Here is a 15,209-nt window from a genome sequence, read left to right as displayed (position 1 = left end):
GATGCTTCGGTTGCACCCCAACGAACGAGAAACATTCGTCGGGGACCTCGCCTGCGCTCAGGATCACAAGCAAGAAGGATGGGCCTAGACACCGAAGGCCGCGCTGTTTGCGCGGCCTTCGGTGTCTGTTTCTGGGTGGAAATGGGTTACTGAGCTCCGCCAGCCGGAGCACCACCCTGCGGTGTGCCACCCGGACGACGACCACGGCGACGGCGGCCACGGCGCTGTCCAGCAGGACGCGGCGTGCCGTCTGCAGGCGCATCGCCAGCGGGCTGAGAGTTCTCTTCGCCCTCTGCTCCCTCGTCGGTACCCTCATCCTCTCCGTCGAACTCCTCGTCGTCGAACTCTTCGTCATCGTCCGTCGGGTTGGATTCCTGAACCGGAGGAGCTACGGGACGATCGGCGCCACGGCCACGATCACCACGCTCACCACGATCACGGTCGCGCTCGCGTCCGCCTTCACGCCCGCCGCGCTCACCGCGGTCCGAACGCTCGCCACCACCAGCCGCTTCGGCTACCGGCGGCAGACCAAGCTTCTCGCGCTGCTCACGCAGCACAGCCTTGCGGCTGAGCTTGATGCGGTTGCCTTCGATCGCCAGGACCTTCACGAGGATCTGATCGCCCTCGCGGAGTTCGTCCTTCACTTCCTTCACGCGGTGCTCAGCGATCTCGGAGACGTGCAGCAGGCCGTCGGTGCCCTGGAAGATTTCGACAAAAGCGCCGAACTCTGCGAGGCGAACGACCTTGCCGAGGTAGGTCTTGCCGACCTCAGGCACGGCGGTGATGTCGGAGATCATCTGGATCGCCTTGGCGAGACCTTCTGCATCCGAGCTGGCCACGTTGACACGGCCCGTATCGTCGACGTCGATCTTGACGCCGGTTGCATCCACGATTCCGCGGATGACCTTACCGCCGGGTCCGATGAGGTCGCGGATCTTGTCGGTGGGGATCTGGATGGTGTGGATGCGAGGAGCAAATGCGCTCTTCTCTTCCGACGCCTTCGAGATCACCGCGTCCATCTTGTCGAGCAGGAACATGCGGCCCTCGCGAGCCTGCGCCATCGCCTCACGCATGATCTGCGGAGTGATGCCCATGATCTTGATGTCCATCTGCAGGGCGGTGATGCCGTTGCGCGTACCAGCGACCTTGAAGTCCATGTCACCGTAGTGATCTTCTGCGCCTGCGATGTCGGTCAGAATGGCGTACTTGTCGCCTTCCTTGACGAGGCCCATTGCGACGCCGGCAACTGCACCCTTGATCGGGATACCCGCAGCCATCAGCGAGAGCGAAGCGCCACAGACGGTGGCCATCGAGGAGGAACCGTTCGACTCGAGGATGTCCGAGACGACGCGGAGCGTGTACGGGGACTCCGACTCGTCAGGCAGAACAGCTTCAATTGCGCGCCAAGCGAGCGCGCCGTGACCGATCTCGCGACGGCCCACGCCGGACATACGTCCAACCTCACCTACCGAGAACGGCGGGAAGTTATAGTGCAGCATAAACTTGCGCTTGATCTCGCCTTCATAGCTCTCCATGCGCTGCGCGTCGTCGGTGGTGCCGAGCGTTGCGGAGACCAGAGCCTGCGTCTCGCCGCGCTGGAACAGGGCCGAACCGTGCACACGGGGTAGCACGCCGGTCTCGATAGCGATCGCGCGGATCTCGTCGAAGGCGCGGTGATCGGGACGGATGCGGTCGTTGAGCACCTGCTCGCGGAAGATGGTCTCGCGGAGACCTTCGAAGTACTTGCTCAGCTTCTTACCCGCGTTCGGGTCGTCAGCCGGGAGTTCCTTTTTGAGCTCGTCCTTGATCTCCTTCACCTTGGCGTAGCTCTCGAACTTGGGGTACTTCTGCGTGTTGAGCGCGTCAGCGAGCTTATCGCCGATCTTCGCCTTGAGAGCAGCCGCGTACTCGGTGTCGTTCTCCAGCGGAGTGACGGAGCGCTTGGTCTTACCTGCAACCTTCACCAGCTCGTCGATACCAGCAACGATCTTCTTGATCTCGACGTGAGCGAACTCGATGGCTCCGACGACGACCTCTTCGGAGACTTCCTTTGCGCCGGACTCAACCATCACGATGCCGTCAGCGGTGCCGACGACCATGATGTTCAGCTTCGAGGCGAGGCGCTCGGTGTAGGTCGGGTTCACGATGTACTGCTCTGCACCGGGCTCACCGATATAGCCAACGCGCACAGCGCCGACAGGGCCGTGGAACGGAATGTCGGAGAGAGCGAGAGCGCAGCTTGCGCCGTTGATGCCGAGGACGTCGGGATCGTTTTCCTTGTCAGCCGAATACACAAATGCGACGACCTGCGTCTCGTTGCGGAAGGCCTCAGGGAACAGAGGGCGGATCGGGCGGTCGATCTGACGGCTGGTCAGGATCTCCTTCTCCGACGGGCGGCCTTCACGCTTGATGAAGCCGCCGGGGATGCGGCCACCGGCATAGGTGAACTCGCGGTACTCGACGGTCAGCGGGAAGAAGTCTATGCCTTCCTTGGGGTCGGGCGAGGCTACAGCCGTCGCGAGGACCGCGTTGTCGCCGCTGGTGGTGAAGGCTGCGCCGGATGCCTGCTTGGCGATGCGGCCGGTCTCAAACTTGATGTGTTTGCCGCCTGCGAGTTCTACGGTTACTTCTTGCTTCATATGTATTTCTTCCTCTTCTTCTCTGTCGTCAGTTTGTCTCTAAGCTTGTGGGTCGCGGCGCGCGGAGGCTCGGTGTCTGCGCAGCTCTACGACAAAAGCCCCGCCGAAGAGTTGGCTTCGGTCGGGGCTATGTGTCTTTCATACCTTTGGCAAGAAGTGTGGATGGAGAGCATGGGCACTCGCGAGTACGTACGGGGCATAAAAGCGGTGAAGGCTGCGAAGTGAGCCTCCATCCGTACTTGTGCCGCAAACCCGCGGGTGGCACCATGCAAAGTCAATCGTCCTACACTCCTGGCACTTGTAAACCCAGACGTCGTAACCATGGAGGTTGTTGACTCTGGTCTTCCAGGCCCGGGTCTTGTGAACCCGGCCAGTCCGTTGGGCGCAAGAGCCGCAACAGCCAGCCATAAGGCCTGCTCGATCGCAGTTACTTGCGAATACCCAGCTTGCCGATCACTTCGCGATAGCGATCCGAGTCCGTCTTCTTCAGGTAATCGAGAAGGCTACGGCGCTTGGATACCAGCATCAAGAGTCCGCGGCGCGAGCCATGGTCCTTCTTGTGCATCTTGAAGTGCTCAGTCAGCTCACCAATGCGCTCCGAGAGGATGGCAATCTGCACCTCGGGGCTACCGGTGTCCGTATCGTGAGTACGGAATTTGCTGATGATGTCTGTTTTCTTTTCAGTTGCTAACACGAGTTTGTCTTGCTCCTGATTCTTAGTACTCTAGTCCACCAAATTTCCAGTGGCCTCGTTAAAGATAGCACGCTGGCGGACATAAACTGCCCAGCCAGTGTGGTTTATGGGGTCCAAGTGGACCGTTTCGGCCCGCACCTCGCTCGCCTGATGGCGAGCGAGGTGCGGAGTAGACAGGGGCCACTTGCCTTGGCTGGGCTGAAGCCCAGCCATATGGAGAAAGAGACGAAAACAACGAAGACTGCGATTACCCGAGGTGCTTGTGCAGGAAGGCCAGCGAGCGCTCATCGGCTGTCTCTGCGGCAGCTGGAACAAAGCTGGGACGGGCAGGGTTGGCGAAGGCATGGCCTGCACCTTCATACAGATAGATCGTCACGTCGGGATGGGCGGAGCGGACGGCGTCGACCTGGTCATTGCCGATGTGGTCGTCGTCCGCGCCGAAGTGCAGCAGCACGGGGCAGACGGGTGTCTCGGTCGCGACGCTGCCGATACCGCCAGCGTAGTAGCCGACGGTGGCGGCCGGGGTGATGCCCAGGGACTTGGCGCGGGTGGCGCTCAGCCAGGACATCAGGCCGCCATAGCAGAAGCCGAGGACGGCGGTCTTGCCAGCGGATTCGATGTGCTTGAAAGCTGCCGCCACGTCGAGCAGTGCGGTCTCGGGCTTGAGCTTGCCGTACAACTCGAAGGCCTTCTTCATGTCTTCCGGGCCGTAGCCGAGCTGCAGGTCGCGCTCATAGCGGTCGAAGAGAGCAGGGGCCGCGGCGAGGTAGCCATGCTTCGCGTAGTGGTCGGCCACGCCCTGGATGGACGGGTTGACGCCGAAGATCTCCTGCACGATGACGACCGCGCCTTTGGCGGTGCCTTCGGGTTTGGCTACATACGCCGAAAGTCCGTGACCATCGCTTGCCTTTACCGATACAAACTCACCCATGTTGTTTCACTCCTGATGTCTGTTGTGACACGCCTCTGCGACGAAAAGGTCGCTGGACGATTGTCTCCTAAGAGAGATGCAGGAAGTGTGAAGGAGGGTGCTGATCAGGAGTTGTCTTTGTCCGGATGAAGAGAATCTGGCCCGGCGATGTGCTCGATCATCTTTTCGGCAAGGGCCTCGGCCGTGACGGAGTAGGAGCCATCGGCGAGAGCGGCGCGCAGGCGCTCGATCTTCGCGCGGCGCAGTGTCTCCTCGCGCCGCAGTTCCTCCGGAGCGGCTGCGGTCGTCTGCAGCAGAACAGAGTGCAGCGTCTCATCGTCCTTGGAAGCCTTTGCGTGGGCCAAGCGGTCCGTCCCCTTCGTCAACGCCACGGTAGCGCGGCCCGCCTCGGTTGGGAGTGCGAGGCAGCGCCCCTGCGGCAACGTGTTCCTGATCTGCGGCACAACCGTGCTTTCTGAGGTCCTCTCTCAGAAAGCGCCATCGGCAACCGATGAGAAAACTTTAGCTTAAATCTAACTTCTTCCTAACCTAAACATTCACGATGAGGATCAGGGCGGCCAGTACGAAGAGCGTGCCCAGGGTGTGCTGCATCAAGGCGCGGACCTCATTCCGGCGACGGGTGATGTAACGCGGATGCAGAGCTGTGGCGCTGTTGATGGTCGATTCGATCATGCGGTGCCTCCCTGGTGTGGTGCGGGTTGGATGATGCGTTGAGGTCAAGCTGCATTGCGGATGCGCGTCTTTTTTACCGATCGTCCCGCACCCATCGCGGAGCGAAGGCGAAGGACCGCCGAGGTGTGAATCTGCGAGACGCGCGACTCTACGACGCTGAGCGTGAGACCTATCTCCTTCATCGTCAATTCCTCGTAGTAATAGAGGGTGAGGACGAGTCTTTCTTTTTCCGGCAGCTTTTCGATCGCGTCTATGAGCAATTGCTTACGCTCGCTCTTGAGGCATTGGAAGAGGGGGTCTTCCTCAGGCGAGGTGGGAAGAAACGACAGCTCCTCTTCGCCTGAGTCTTCACTGCGCTCGGCGTGCAGGCTACCGATCTCGAGACCTTTAAGCTCGCCGAGCAAGTGCTGAAAGTCGCCGAGCTGCAGGCCGAGTTCGCGGGCGATTTCAGACTCCTGCGGAGCGCGGCCGCAGCGCTGTGTAAGCGCTCGAATCGCCTCTTCGATGGCGCGACCTTTGCGGCGCAGCTCGCGGGGGCTCCAGTCCAGTTCGCGCAGCGAATCGAGGATGGCACCGCGGATGCGGAACTGCGCGTAACTCTTGAACTGCACCATCTTGCTCTGATCGAACTTGTTGAAGGCGTCCATCAGGCCGAAGACGCCGGCGGAGACCAGGTCTTCGATCTCGACGTGTTGCGGCAGCCGTTCATGCACACGGCGAGCGATGTAGCGGACCATCGGCAGATGTTCGATGAGGCGGCGCTCGCGCTCGTGCTCATCCATGGCCAGCGGCGGGAGCGGCGGAATACCGCAGAGACCAACGGAGAACAAGGCGTCGGTGTTCAATCCATTCATGTCAGTGGGGCCCAGGGTCTTCGTCGTGTTGCTCTGCATGCTCGTCATCGGATGGACTCCTCAAGAGATGTGGATTGTGCAAAGTGCCCTGGCTGGGATCGTTGCGCCTCGGTGGCTCTGCACTTGCAACAGGTAAATGCAACCTGCGTGCCAAACCCGGGAGCTCGAATATGAGAGTTCTCCAAGATAGGGATGGCCGATTCTTAGAGTTCTCTCAGATTGATCCGGTCCGAGGAGAGGCAGGTTTTGTCAACGGCGGCCACCGCGCAGGCGAATCTCCTCCACGCGCAGCACGGCGCTGTCTCCAGCGAGAATGGTGCCTCGTTCCAGCACGTGAGCAAGCTCGCGCACGTTGCCGGGCCAGTTGTGGCTCTTCAAGACCTCAAGCGCCGAGGCCGAGAGGCGCTTGCGAGGAGCGTCGCGGCCGAGCAGCTCCAGGAAGTGTTCGGCGAGCAGAGCGATGTCGTCGCAGCGATCGCGCAGAGCGGGGACCTCCAGCGGAAAGACGGCGAGCCGATGATAGAGATCGAGGCGGAATGCGCCCTCGGCGGCGCGTTTTTCAAGATGCTGGTGCGTCGCTGCGATGATGCGGACGTTGACATGGATGAGCTCGTTTTCGCCGACGCGCTGCAGCTCGCCGCTCTGCAGGAAACGGAGCATCTTGGCCTGCAGACCAAGCGGCATCTCGCCGATCTCGTCGAGAAAGAGCGTGCCTCCATCGGCGGCTTCGATGCGGCCGGTGCGCGACTGGACGGCTCCGGTGAACGCGCCGCGAGCATGACCGAAGAGCTCGGCTTCAAGTAAAGCTTCAGGAATTGCGGCGCAGTTCAGGACAACGAGAGGTTTCTTTGCGCGTGGACTGAGCCGATGCAGGGCCTGCGCGACGAGCTCCTTGCCGGTGCCGGTCTCTCCTTCGATCAATACCGTGGTGGAACGGGGAGCGACGAGCCGAATCAGCCTGGCGAGCTCTTTGATAGGTGTGCTCTCGCCGATCATGTCATCCACCGCGGCGGTCGGACCGGCGGCGTCGACAGGAAGGGGCTGGACGACTGGCGTCAGCGTGCTCTGCGAGGGTGTGACGGCAGCGACGGCGGAGGCGTGTGCCTTTGCCGCGCCCGGTCGGACGGAGGGCAGACTCTGGGCCTCGCGCAGGGAGTGCAGAAGCTCCTGACGGTGAGAGCTCCGCACCTGTCGCAATGCCTGCACGCCGGAGGTCTGCACCAGGGGCTGCCCATCGACGCGCAGTACCTCGAGGCCGGGATAGAGCATGGCGAGATTCCCGGCGAACTCACCGACCTCCAAGTCGGGCAACCACTCATCGAGCAGCAGCGCATCCTGCGTGTGCTCTTCCAGCACACTGATGGCCTCAGCACCTCCGCTGGCCTCGCGTACCACCCAGCGCATGGCGTTGAGGCTGGAGACCAGTTTTTGTCTCAGGACACCATCCGCGCTGGCGATGACCACTCGCCTGCCCTCTCCTGCGCTGCGTGCATCGAGGTGTTCGATTGCGTTCATATCCCCTCACCGTCCTTGCATAGGAACAAGGGTTTGCTTATGGCCTCAGCTTCATCTCAACGAGCAGCGATTGCCGCAGCGACTCAACACACTCGAAGATGAGCCGGATATCGTCAAGGCCCCCCCGCACTGCCTCCCGCAGGCTCTCCGGCTCGGCTTCGGCTGGATCGACCTGCATCATCGCCAGCTCCAGGCGGCAACGCAGCGTCGTAAGCGGCTGGCAGAGATCATGGAGCGCCGAACGCATCTCTTCGTGAAACTCATTGGAGACTCTCTCAGCTGCCATACGCCACCTCGGCAGGAGCTGCGGCGCGGCGCAGCCGGTAGCCTGCTCCGCGCACGGTCTCGATTACCTGGGCCACCGCGACGACCTCACCTTGCAGGCGCTGCGCGTCGGCGAACTTACGCCGCAGATAGGTGATGTAAACATCGACGACGTTGAGGCCGCTCTCGGACGAGCCGGGCCATACCTCACCCAACATCTCGGCACGCGTGATGCATTCGCCGCGACGGCGGACGAGGACCTCGAGCACCATGAACTCCTTCGCCGTGAGATCGACTGCCGTATCGCCATAGCGAACAGAGCGCTCCATGAGGTTCATGGTGATGCCGTTGAACTCAAGGAGTGGGCTGGCGAAGCGTGAGCGACGGCGCAGGATGGCGCGACAACGGGCGGTGAGTTCGTGAAAGCTGAACGGCTTCTGCAGATAGTCATCCGCTCCGGCGTTCAAGCAGTAGACTCGATGCTCAAGCTCGACGCGCCCCGTGAGCACAACGACAGCGGTGTCCGGACAGCGTTCTCGCACGACCTTCAATACCTCCAGGCCATCGCGCCGCGGCAGGCTGAGATCGAGCACCATCAGGTCGACGCAGCGCTCCTGCACATACTCAATCGCTGCGTCCCCGTCCCCAGCGCAGTCGACCTCGTGGCCCTCAATCTTCAGTCCCTTTTGCAGGAACAGGGCGAGAGCGGTATCGTCTTCGACCACGAGTACATGCATCTATAAGTCCTCACTGGGGCGGCGCTGCCGTTTGACATTCCTCTTACGCTCTTGGGAAGGCTATCGGCACCTGAGGTATCTTTTTTTATTCCCTCGCGTTGCAGTTCGCTTTTTATTCGCTAGAATGGACGGCATGGCGATTACGCGTCGGCAAAAAGAAGTTATCGATTTCCTCTCGGGTTTCACGCAGCGCAACGGCTACTCTCCGTCATACGAGGAGATTGCAGCGGGGCTTGGCCTCAATTCGCTTGCGACCGTACACAAGCATGTGACAAACCTGCAGAACAAAGGGCTTTTGCAGCGCGCTCATAACCGCAGCCGCTCCATAGACGTTCTGCCACAGCGTAAGGCGCGCTCGGCGATGGATCGACTGCCTTTGATGGGGCGTATCGCCGCCGGTCGACCGGTCGAGGCAATTGAGCAGGCCGAGACAATCTCTCTGGGAGATATCCTGGGCAATCGTGAATGCTATGCGCTGGAGGTTCGCGGCGATTCGATGCGCGATGAGCACATCATGTCCGGCGACTACGTTTTGGTAGAACGCACCCGCACAGCTCGCGAGGGTGAGATCGTTGTCGCGCTGATCGACGGTGCGGACGCCACGCTGAAGCGCTTCTATCGCGAGGGCAACCTGATCCGCCTTCAGCCTTCGAATACCGAGATGGCCCCCATCTACGCGCCTGCCGCGAATGTAGCGATTCAAGGCAAGGTACTGGGCATCCTTCGCAAGTACGCTTAAATAGGGATCGACAGCAGGGATAGAGCGAACGGCTACGGCCCTTCTCCCCTGTCGTCCAGCTCCCTTGCTATACTCAGTTCGTTCGGGCTGCATTCGCACTATGCGAAGTGGCACTGGAGAGACGATGAGCCTTACTACCCCCACGAGCGTGGCAAAAGTCACGCCGCAAAGTCTGCTGGCACAGAAACAAGCCGGCGCCGCTATCACCGCCATTACAGCTTACGACTACCCCACCGCCCGTCTTGCCGACGAGGCTGGGATCGACCTGCTTCTTGTAGGCGATTCCCTTGCCATGGCCGTCCTGGGACATCCCGACACTCTGTCCGTGACTTTGGACGAGATGATCCATCACGCGAAGGCTGTTCGCCGCGCTACGCAGCGCGCCCTGCTGATCGTCGATATGCCCTTCGGCAGCTATCACGTCAGTCGCGAAGAGACGTTGCGCAACGGTATCCGTGTCACGAAAGAAGCCGGGGCCGAAGCGATCAAAATCGAAGGCGGAGCAGAGCAGGTTGTGAACGTTCGCACGCTGACGGCAGCGCAGATTCCCGTCGTCGCCCACATCGGACTTACTCCACAATCGCTTCGTCGTATGGGCGGCTATCGCGTTCAGGGGCGAACCGAAGCCGCTGCACTACAGCTTGCAGACGACGCGGTTGCGCTGCAGGATGCCGGTGCGATCGCGATCGTGCTCGAGGGGGTTCCCCGCGAGTTGGCGACGCATATCACTTCGCTGCTGGCGATACCCACGATCGGCATCGGTGCCGGTCCCGATTGCGACGGACAGATCCTCGTCTTCCACGATCTCTTTCGACTCACCTTTCGCCAGCCTGCGAAGTTTGTCCGGTCCTTCGGCGATGCGGGCGAGTTGATGCGACAGGGGCTCGACGAATTCCGTAATGCTGTCGAGTCGCGGAGCTTCCCTGATGACAGCGAAAGCTATCACCTGCCCACTAGCGTATCGCTCGAAGTCGCTGTTAGCCGGGGGTAACGAGTGCAGATCATCAGCAGCATCTCTGCCATGCACGAACTACGCCGTGCACTACGCCGGGGATCTTCGATGGAGACACTCGGGCTCGTGCCGACGATGGGCGCTCTCCACGAAGGCCATCTCTCGCTCGTGCGCGCGGCTCTTGAGGGTTGTGATCGCGTCGCTGCAAGTATTTTCGTCAACCCAACGCAGTTCGCTCCAGGCGAAGACTTTGCCAAGTATCCACGCACGTTTGAGGCGGATTGCGCTCTGCTGGAGCAGGCCGGGGTTCACTACCTCTTTGCACCGACGACTGAAGAGATGTACCCACCTGCGGCAGAGACCTTCGTCGATGTGCCCAAGATCGGATCGCGGTTGGATGGCGCCTCCCGGCCGGGTCACTTTCGCGGCGTCACGACAGTTGTCAGCAAGCTATTCCACATCGTGCAGCCAGATCGTGCGTATTTTGGGCAGAAGGATGCGGCGCAGGTAGCCGTGCTGCAGGCGATGGTACGCGACCTCAATTTCGATATCGAACTGGTCGTATGCCCGACGCGGCGCGATGCGGATGGCCTCGCGCTCAGTTCGCGCAATCGCTATCTCTCCGAAGCAGAGCGCGAACAAGCCCTGGCGATTCCACAAGCCCTCTGTGATGCGGCGGAATCGATCGGCCAAGGCGACAGTTCCTCGGCGATCGTACGAGCTACGCTAAGGCATGATCTTGATGCCGCTGGCGTTCGCGTGGACTATACGTGCGTTGTGGATGCCAGGAGCCTCGAACCCGTCACTGAAGTCAGGGCCGGTTCACTTATCGCCATCGCCGCCTTCATCGGGAGTACCCGTCTCATCGACAACTTCGTGGTTCCCATAGACGAAGAGGTAGCAGAATGAAGATCCTTTTGGGAGTGACCGGCGGCATTGCCGCCTACAAAGCGGCCGAGCTTACACGTGAGTTGCAGCGGCGCGGCGCGGAGGTGCAGGTTGCCATGACGGCGGGAGCCGAGCGGTTCATCACGCCGCTTACCTTCGCCTCTCTCAGTGGTCGCCAGGTGCTGACCTCGTTATGGCAGCCGCACGCTGAGGCCACCTCTGGAGAGCCAGCACCTTTTGCCATCGAGCATATCTCGGTGGCGCAGCAGATCGACGCACTGGTGATTGCGCCTGCGACAGCGAATAAGCTCGCTAAGCTCGCGCATGGCATCGCTGACGACCTGCTTACAACGATCGCGCTGGCAACAATAGCACCGATCGTCATCGCGCCTGCCATGAATGTAAACATGTGGCACCACCCGGCGACGCAGCAAAACCTGGCGACGCTGCGTTCTCGTGGCGTGCATATCGTCGAACCGGGCAGCGGTTCCCTCGCCTGCGGCATGGTCGGCGAAGGCCGCCTTGCTGATCCGGTTGAGATAGCGGATGCTGTCCTCGCAGTCGCGACACCCATCCGCGACCTCGAAGGGGAGACGATTCTTATCACGGCTGGCGGCACACGCGAGGCGATCGATCCTGTGCGATTTCTCGGTAATCGCAGCAGCGGACGCATGGGCTTTGCGCTCGCAGAACAGGCGTCGAACCGAGGGGCGCGAGTCGTGCTCGTCACAGCAGCGAAGGCAACTGAACCTCTCGACTGCGAGATGCATTCTGTCACGACTGCCGCTGAGATGCAGGCCGCCGTGCTGGAAGCGTTGCCACGAGCAACGACCGTTATCATGGCGGCCGCTGTCTCGGACTATCGGGTAGTGTCGCCCTCGCTGCAGAAGTTGAAGAAGGCTGCGGCCATGACGCTGAAACTGGTTCAAAACGACGACATCCTGAAGCAGATCATCAGCCACCGCCGGCCAGGCACCGTCGTCATCGGTTTCGCCGCCGAGACAGAAAACCTGCGCGCAGAGGCTCGCCGCAAGCTGCTGGCGAAAAATCTCGACGCCATCGTGGCAAACGATGTCTCCGGTGCCGACAGCGGCTTCGAGGTCGACCGCAACGCCGGATTGTTCCTGACACATGACTCGGAGATCGCTCTGCCACCATCTTCCAAGCTGGCGATGGCCGGTCGCATCCTCGATCAGTTGACCGCTCTTCGCCTCTCGCGCTCAGCCCTCGTATACTAGAGCTAATTAGCTGTTGCTGCGAAGCGCAGACATAGTATAGAGCCGTTTTCTCTGGGAGAAAACGGCGTCAATACCTAAGCCACACGAGATACCCACAGCTAATTAGCTCGAGGGAGCGAAAGAGAGAGTTTATGGCCACACTGCTCGAAGCTATCAACGTAAAACGCAAGATGCTGTTTGAGTTCGAGAACGAACCCTATGTCTGCCTGGACTCCGACATCAGCACACCGACTGCACGCGGCGGCCAGACGCTCGTGCGTCTGAAGATGCGTAACCTGCTGACCAACGCGGTGTTCGATAAGACCTTCAAGGCTCAGGATCGGTTCAAAGAGCCGGACGTAGTGTTCGTCCCTGCCTCCTACCTCTATAGCGATGGTGAGGGTTCACACTTCCTCGACCAGGAGAGTTTCGAGACGCATACGCTGACGCCCGACATGCTTGGCGATGCGCTGGATTGGCTGCTTGAAGGCACCATGCTGCAGATCCGCAAGTACAACGGCAACCCCATCGGCCTGCAGCTGCCGATCTTCGTCGAGCTCGATGTAAAGTACACCGAGCCCGCCGTTCGTGGAGATTCCTCCAGCGGCAGCGTCACCAAGGATGCCGAGCTCGAGACGGGCCGCGTCATCAAGGTGCCGCTCTTCATCAAGGAAGGCGAAAAGATCAAGGTCACCACCGAAACGGGTGAGTTCTCCAGCCGCGCCTGATCCTTATTAGCGAAAGATCTGAAGCGCCCGGGAGCCAAGTATTGGCCTCCGGGCGCTTTTGCGTTCGATCCATCTAATGTAATGAAATAGAAGACACTTACCTTGAGTCAGCGAACAATCCAACATCTCCGGGAACCAACCTCACACCACCTGCGTATCTCCTTCCGAAGCAACACTTGACTCTTGCAATTCGACCTCGGAGGTCCTACAACGGTGAGCACTTTGAATCGGTCCCGCAAGCGGCTATGGATCATCCTCGGGGTGGTCGCTGTGGCTCTCATCTCCGGTGGCGTCGTTGCGGCGAAGACGTTAGGCGGATCGACCGCCATCGACCCCACGCAGATCGCTACAGCGGAGACAGGCGACATTGCACGCTCGGTCGTCGCGACCGGGAAGATCTGGCCGATCACTCAGGTTGAGGTCAAGTCCAAGGCCAGCGGCATTGTCACCAAGCTTGACACGGACATCAATCACAGCGTCCGCAAGGGTGAGGTGCTCGCGCAGTTGGATCAGCAGGAGATTCTGGACCAGGTCGCCGCCCAGAAAGCACAGCTCGCCGCCGCCGAGGCGAATGCAAGTTCTGCCAAGGCTGCCGTCGAGTATGATCGCGTCGCCGCGGAGTCTCCCGACCTGCCCATGGTGGAGCACTCGTATCAGCGCCAGCTTGAGATGCAGAAGGATGGCGTCGTCTCGAAGCAGTCGCTCGATGACGCCGAGCAGAAGTACCGCGCTGCAGCCAACACGCGTGATCGTTACACAGCACAGATCATCGTCGATCAGGCGAAGCTGAAGCAGTCCAACGCACAGGTGCAGCAGGCGCAGGCTTCTCTAAAGCAGCTCGAAGAGCAGCTGAGCTACACGACGGTCACCTCTCCCATCGACGGCGTCGTACTCTCACGTGACGTGCAGGTCGGTGATGCCGTCAGCTCGATCCTGGTGCTGGGTTCGACTGCAACGTTGGTCATGACGCTCGGCGATACGCATGAGGTCTACGTCAAGGGCAAGGTAGACGAGTCCGATATCGCGAAGGTGTATCTTGGCCAGCCAGCACGCATCAAGGTGCAGAGCTTCCGCGACAAGACCTTCGCCGGACGTGTCACCAAGATTGCACCTCTTGGCGTCGAAAAGGATAATGTCACGACGTTCGAGGTCCAGATCTCCATCGACAATCCCGGCGGCGAACTGAAGGCCAACATGACTGCAAACGGCGAGATCGTTCTGGAGGAGCATAAGAACGTGCTCACGATTCCGGAGCAGGCGGTGATCTACGATAAGGATCGCAACGCCACCGTATGGGTTCCGGATGCGCATGGCAAAGACGGCCACCGTGCTGTACCGGTCAAGGTCGGGCTCTCCAACGGCAGCCGCATCGAAGTGACAGCGGGTCTACACAGCGGCGACAAGGTCGTCCTGCAGCAGACTTCCTGAGGATTTTGAAACAGCATTTGTAGCAGCATCCATGAACCATCACGTCATACCTGGAAGGTAAACGCCCATGAAACTCCAACTCGTCACCGCTGCCGCCGTACTGGCCATCAGCACAGCCGCCTTCGCCGACGGACACTTCGAGCGCACGCTCAACGTGTCGTCGACTCCCGATCTCTACGTCAACAATGGCTCTGGCAACATTCAGATTCACGCCGGCTCCGGCTCGGAGATTCACATCTCTGCCCGCATTCGTACCAGCTGGGGCATGTTCGGGGGTGGTGGAGACTCGAGCAACGCCATCCGCGAGATTGAAGACCATCCGCCGATCGCGCAGGAAGGCAACAGCGTCCGCGTGGGCTTCGTCACCAATCACAGCGAGTACAACCATGTCTCGATCGACTACGACATCACCGCGCCTGCAGGCGTCGCACTCAACCTGCATAGTGGTTCGGGCGACGTGACAACTGCGGATGTTGGCCGATTTATCACTGCAAGCACCGGGTCAGGGAACATCCGCGCACAAGGTGTTTCGGGACCTGCCGACCTTCAATCCGGATCCGGCGACATCACCCTCGACCAGCGCAACGGTGGCGACATCAAGGCACGCACGGGTTCGGGCAACGTCCATATCCACGGCTTCAATGGCAGTCTCGTGGCTCGCTCGGGTTCCGGCGATATCGACGCCGAAGGTCATCTCACTGGGACCGCCACACTCGACAGCGGCTCGGGGAATGTGAAGCTGCACCTCGGCAACGATGCGCACTTCAATCTCGAGGCCTCCACAGGCTCTGGCGACATCCGCGTTCGCTATCCAAACGCGCCCGAGCAGGACGAGCACTCGCGCCATCACATGACGGCTCCAATCAATGGCGGTGGACCTCCGCTACAGGTTCGCACCGGCTCCGGCAACGTAGAGATCAGCAGCTAGGCTGACATCGGCAACACACAAGC

At 60.6% G+C, this 15,209-nt stretch carries 16 protein-coding genes; 7 read left to right on the top strand and 9 right to left on the bottom strand.

Annotation, left to right across the window (positions count from 1 at the left end; genetic code table 11):
* Positions 1–146: 146 nt before the first annotated feature.
* The 9 genes from pnp to OHL14_RS15045 form a co-directional block, all read right to left on the bottom strand.
* The gene (gene pnp, locus OHL14_RS15085) at positions 147–2,639 is read right to left on the bottom strand and encodes a polyribonucleotide nucleotidyltransferase (protein ID WP_263380181.1); all 2,493 of its coding nucleotides are present in this window, start codon (positions 2,637–2,639) and stop codon (positions 147–149) included.
* 427 nt (positions 2,640–3,066) lie between these two features.
* Positions 3,067–3,333 carry a 30S ribosomal protein S15 gene (gene rpsO, locus OHL14_RS15080; RefSeq protein ID WP_263380180.1) on the bottom strand — a complete coding sequence of 89 codons (267 nt, stop codon included), beginning with the start codon at positions 3,331–3,333 and terminating at the stop codon, positions 3,067–3,069.
* A 247-nt stretch (positions 3,334–3,580) separates the two neighbouring features.
* Entirely contained in the window at positions 3,581–4,264 is a 684-nt protein-coding gene (locus OHL14_RS15075; protein ID WP_263380179.1) for a dienelactone hydrolase family protein, read from the bottom strand.
* A gap of 104 nt (positions 4,265–4,368) precedes the next feature.
* The gene (flgM, locus tag OHL14_RS15070; RefSeq protein WP_263380178.1) at positions 4,369–4,707 is read right to left on the bottom strand and encodes a flagellar biosynthesis anti-sigma factor FlgM; all 339 of its coding nucleotides are present in this window, start codon (positions 4,705–4,707) and stop codon (positions 4,369–4,371) included.
* A gap of 85 nt (positions 4,708–4,792) precedes the next feature.
* A complete protein-coding gene (locus OHL14_RS15065) occupies positions 4,793–4,936 on the bottom strand; it encodes a hypothetical protein (protein WP_263380177.1) in 144 nt (47 codons plus the stop codon).
* A gap of 44 nt (positions 4,937–4,980) precedes the next feature.
* Positions 4,981–5,838 (bottom strand): FliA/WhiG family RNA polymerase sigma factor, encoded by an 858-nt coding sequence (locus OHL14_RS15060; RefSeq protein ID WP_263380176.1) that lies wholly within the window; start codon positions 5,836–5,838, stop codon positions 4,981–4,983.
* A gap of 201 nt (positions 5,839–6,039) precedes the next feature.
* The gene (locus OHL14_RS15055; RefSeq protein WP_263380175.1) at positions 6,040–7,305 is read right to left on the bottom strand and encodes a sigma-54 dependent transcriptional regulator; all 1,266 of its coding nucleotides are present in this window, start codon (positions 7,303–7,305) and stop codon (positions 6,040–6,042) included.
* 37 nt (positions 7,306–7,342) lie between these two features.
* Positions 7,343–7,591: a hypothetical protein gene (locus OHL14_RS15050; RefSeq protein WP_263380174.1), complete on the bottom strand. Its 249-nt coding sequence runs from the start codon at positions 7,589–7,591 to the stop codon at positions 7,343–7,345.
* Entirely contained in the window at positions 7,581–8,306 is a 726-nt protein-coding gene (locus OHL14_RS15045) for a response regulator transcription factor (RefSeq protein WP_263380173.1), read from the bottom strand. Before OHL14_RS15045 ends, OHL14_RS15050 begins: the two co-directional genes overlap by 11 nt.
* A gap of 133 nt (positions 8,307–8,439) precedes the next feature.
* Here OHL14_RS15045 and lexA point away from each other — a divergent pair, with 133 nt between their 5' ends.
* From lexA to OHL14_RS15010, 7 genes are all read left to right on the top strand, one after another.
* A complete protein-coding gene (gene lexA / locus OHL14_RS15040; RefSeq protein WP_263380172.1) occupies positions 8,440–9,045 on the top strand; it encodes a transcriptional repressor LexA in 606 nt (201 codons plus the stop codon).
* A gap of 124 nt (positions 9,046–9,169) precedes the next feature.
* On the top strand, positions 9,170–10,036 hold the full coding sequence (panB, locus tag OHL14_RS15035; protein ID WP_263380171.1) for a 3-methyl-2-oxobutanoate hydroxymethyltransferase: 867 nt from the start codon (positions 9,170–9,172) through the stop codon (positions 10,034–10,036).
* A 30-nt stretch (positions 10,037–10,066) separates the two neighbouring features.
* Complete coding sequence (panC, locus tag OHL14_RS15030) at positions 10,067–10,906, top strand: pantoate--beta-alanine ligase (RefSeq protein WP_396271396.1); 840 nt, start codon at positions 10,067–10,069, stop codon at positions 10,904–10,906.
* Positions 10,903–12,123 carry a bifunctional phosphopantothenoylcysteine decarboxylase/phosphopantothenate--cysteine ligase CoaBC gene (gene coaBC / locus OHL14_RS15025; RefSeq protein WP_263380169.1) on the top strand — a complete coding sequence of 407 codons (1,221 nt, stop codon included), beginning with the start codon at positions 10,903–10,905 and terminating at the stop codon, positions 12,121–12,123. Before panC ends, coaBC begins: the two co-directional genes overlap by 4 nt.
* Before the next feature lie 131 nt (positions 12,124–12,254).
* Complete coding sequence (locus tag OHL14_RS15020; RefSeq protein ID WP_263380168.1) at positions 12,255–12,830, top strand: elongation factor P; 576 nt, start codon at positions 12,255–12,257, stop codon at positions 12,828–12,830.
* Positions 12,831–13,043: 213 nt separating this feature from the next.
* Positions 13,044–14,258, top strand: coding sequence for an efflux RND transporter periplasmic adaptor subunit (locus OHL14_RS15015; protein ID WP_263380167.1), 1,215 nt, complete (start codon positions 13,044–13,046; stop codon positions 14,256–14,258).
* A gap of 67 nt (positions 14,259–14,325) precedes the next feature.
* Complete coding sequence (locus OHL14_RS15010; RefSeq protein ID WP_263380166.1) at positions 14,326–15,186, top strand: DUF4097 family beta strand repeat-containing protein; 861 nt, start codon at positions 14,326–14,328, stop codon at positions 15,184–15,186.
* Positions 15,187–15,209: the final 23 nt, after the last annotated feature.

The organism is Granulicella paludicola, from assembly GCF_025685545.1.
Classification (GTDB): domain Bacteria; phylum Acidobacteriota; class Terriglobia; order Terriglobales; family Acidobacteriaceae; genus Granulicella; species Granulicella paludicola.
The sequence above is the reverse complement of the archived record's forward strand: the minus strand, read 5'-3'. Positions and strand labels throughout refer to the sequence as shown.

Bases quoted from the DNA above. Each gene is read 5' to 3' on its own strand.
- panB (WP_263380171.1), top strand. From the start codon at position 9,170: ATGAGCCTTACTACCCCCACGAGCGTGGCAAAAGTCACGCCGCAAAGT.
- panC (WP_396271396.1), top strand. From the start codon at position 10,067: ATGCACGAACTACGCCGTGCACTACGCCGGGGATCTTCGATGGAGACA.
- OHL14_RS15045 (WP_263380173.1), bottom strand. From the start codon at position 8,306: ATGCATGTACTCGTGGTCGAAGACGATACCGCTCTCGCCCTGTTCCTG.
- OHL14_RS15050 (WP_263380174.1), bottom strand. From the start codon at position 7,591: ATGGCAGCTGAGAGAGTCTCCAATGAGTTTCACGAAGAGATGCGTTCG.
- OHL14_RS15065 (WP_263380177.1), bottom strand. From the start codon at position 4,936: ATGATCGAATCGACCATCAACAGCGCCACAGCTCTGCATCCGCGTTAC.
- OHL14_RS15055 (WP_263380175.1), bottom strand. From the start codon at position 7,305: ATGAACGCAATCGAACACCTCGATGCACGCAGCGCAGGAGAGGGCAGG.
- lexA (WP_263380172.1), top strand. From the start codon at position 8,440: ATGGCGATTACGCGTCGGCAAAAAGAAGTTATCGATTTCCTCTCGGGT.
- OHL14_RS15010 (WP_263380166.1), top strand. From the start codon at position 14,326: ATGAAACTCCAACTCGTCACCGCTGCCGCCGTACTGGCCATCAGCACA.
- pnp (WP_263380181.1), bottom strand. From the start codon at position 2,639: ATGAAGCAAGAAGTAACCGTAGAACTCGCAGGCGGCAAACACATCAAG.
- coaBC (WP_263380169.1), top strand. From the start codon at position 10,903: ATGAAGATCCTTTTGGGAGTGACCGGCGGCATTGCCGCCTACAAAGCG.
- OHL14_RS15060 (WP_263380176.1), bottom strand. From the start codon at position 5,838: ATGACGAGCATGCAGAGCAACACGACGAAGACCCTGGGCCCCACTGAC.
- OHL14_RS15020 (WP_263380168.1), top strand. From the start codon at position 12,255: ATGGCCACACTGCTCGAAGCTATCAACGTAAAACGCAAGATGCTGTTT.
- OHL14_RS15075 (WP_263380179.1), bottom strand. From the start codon at position 4,264: ATGGGTGAGTTTGTATCGGTAAAGGCAAGCGATGGTCACGGACTTTCG.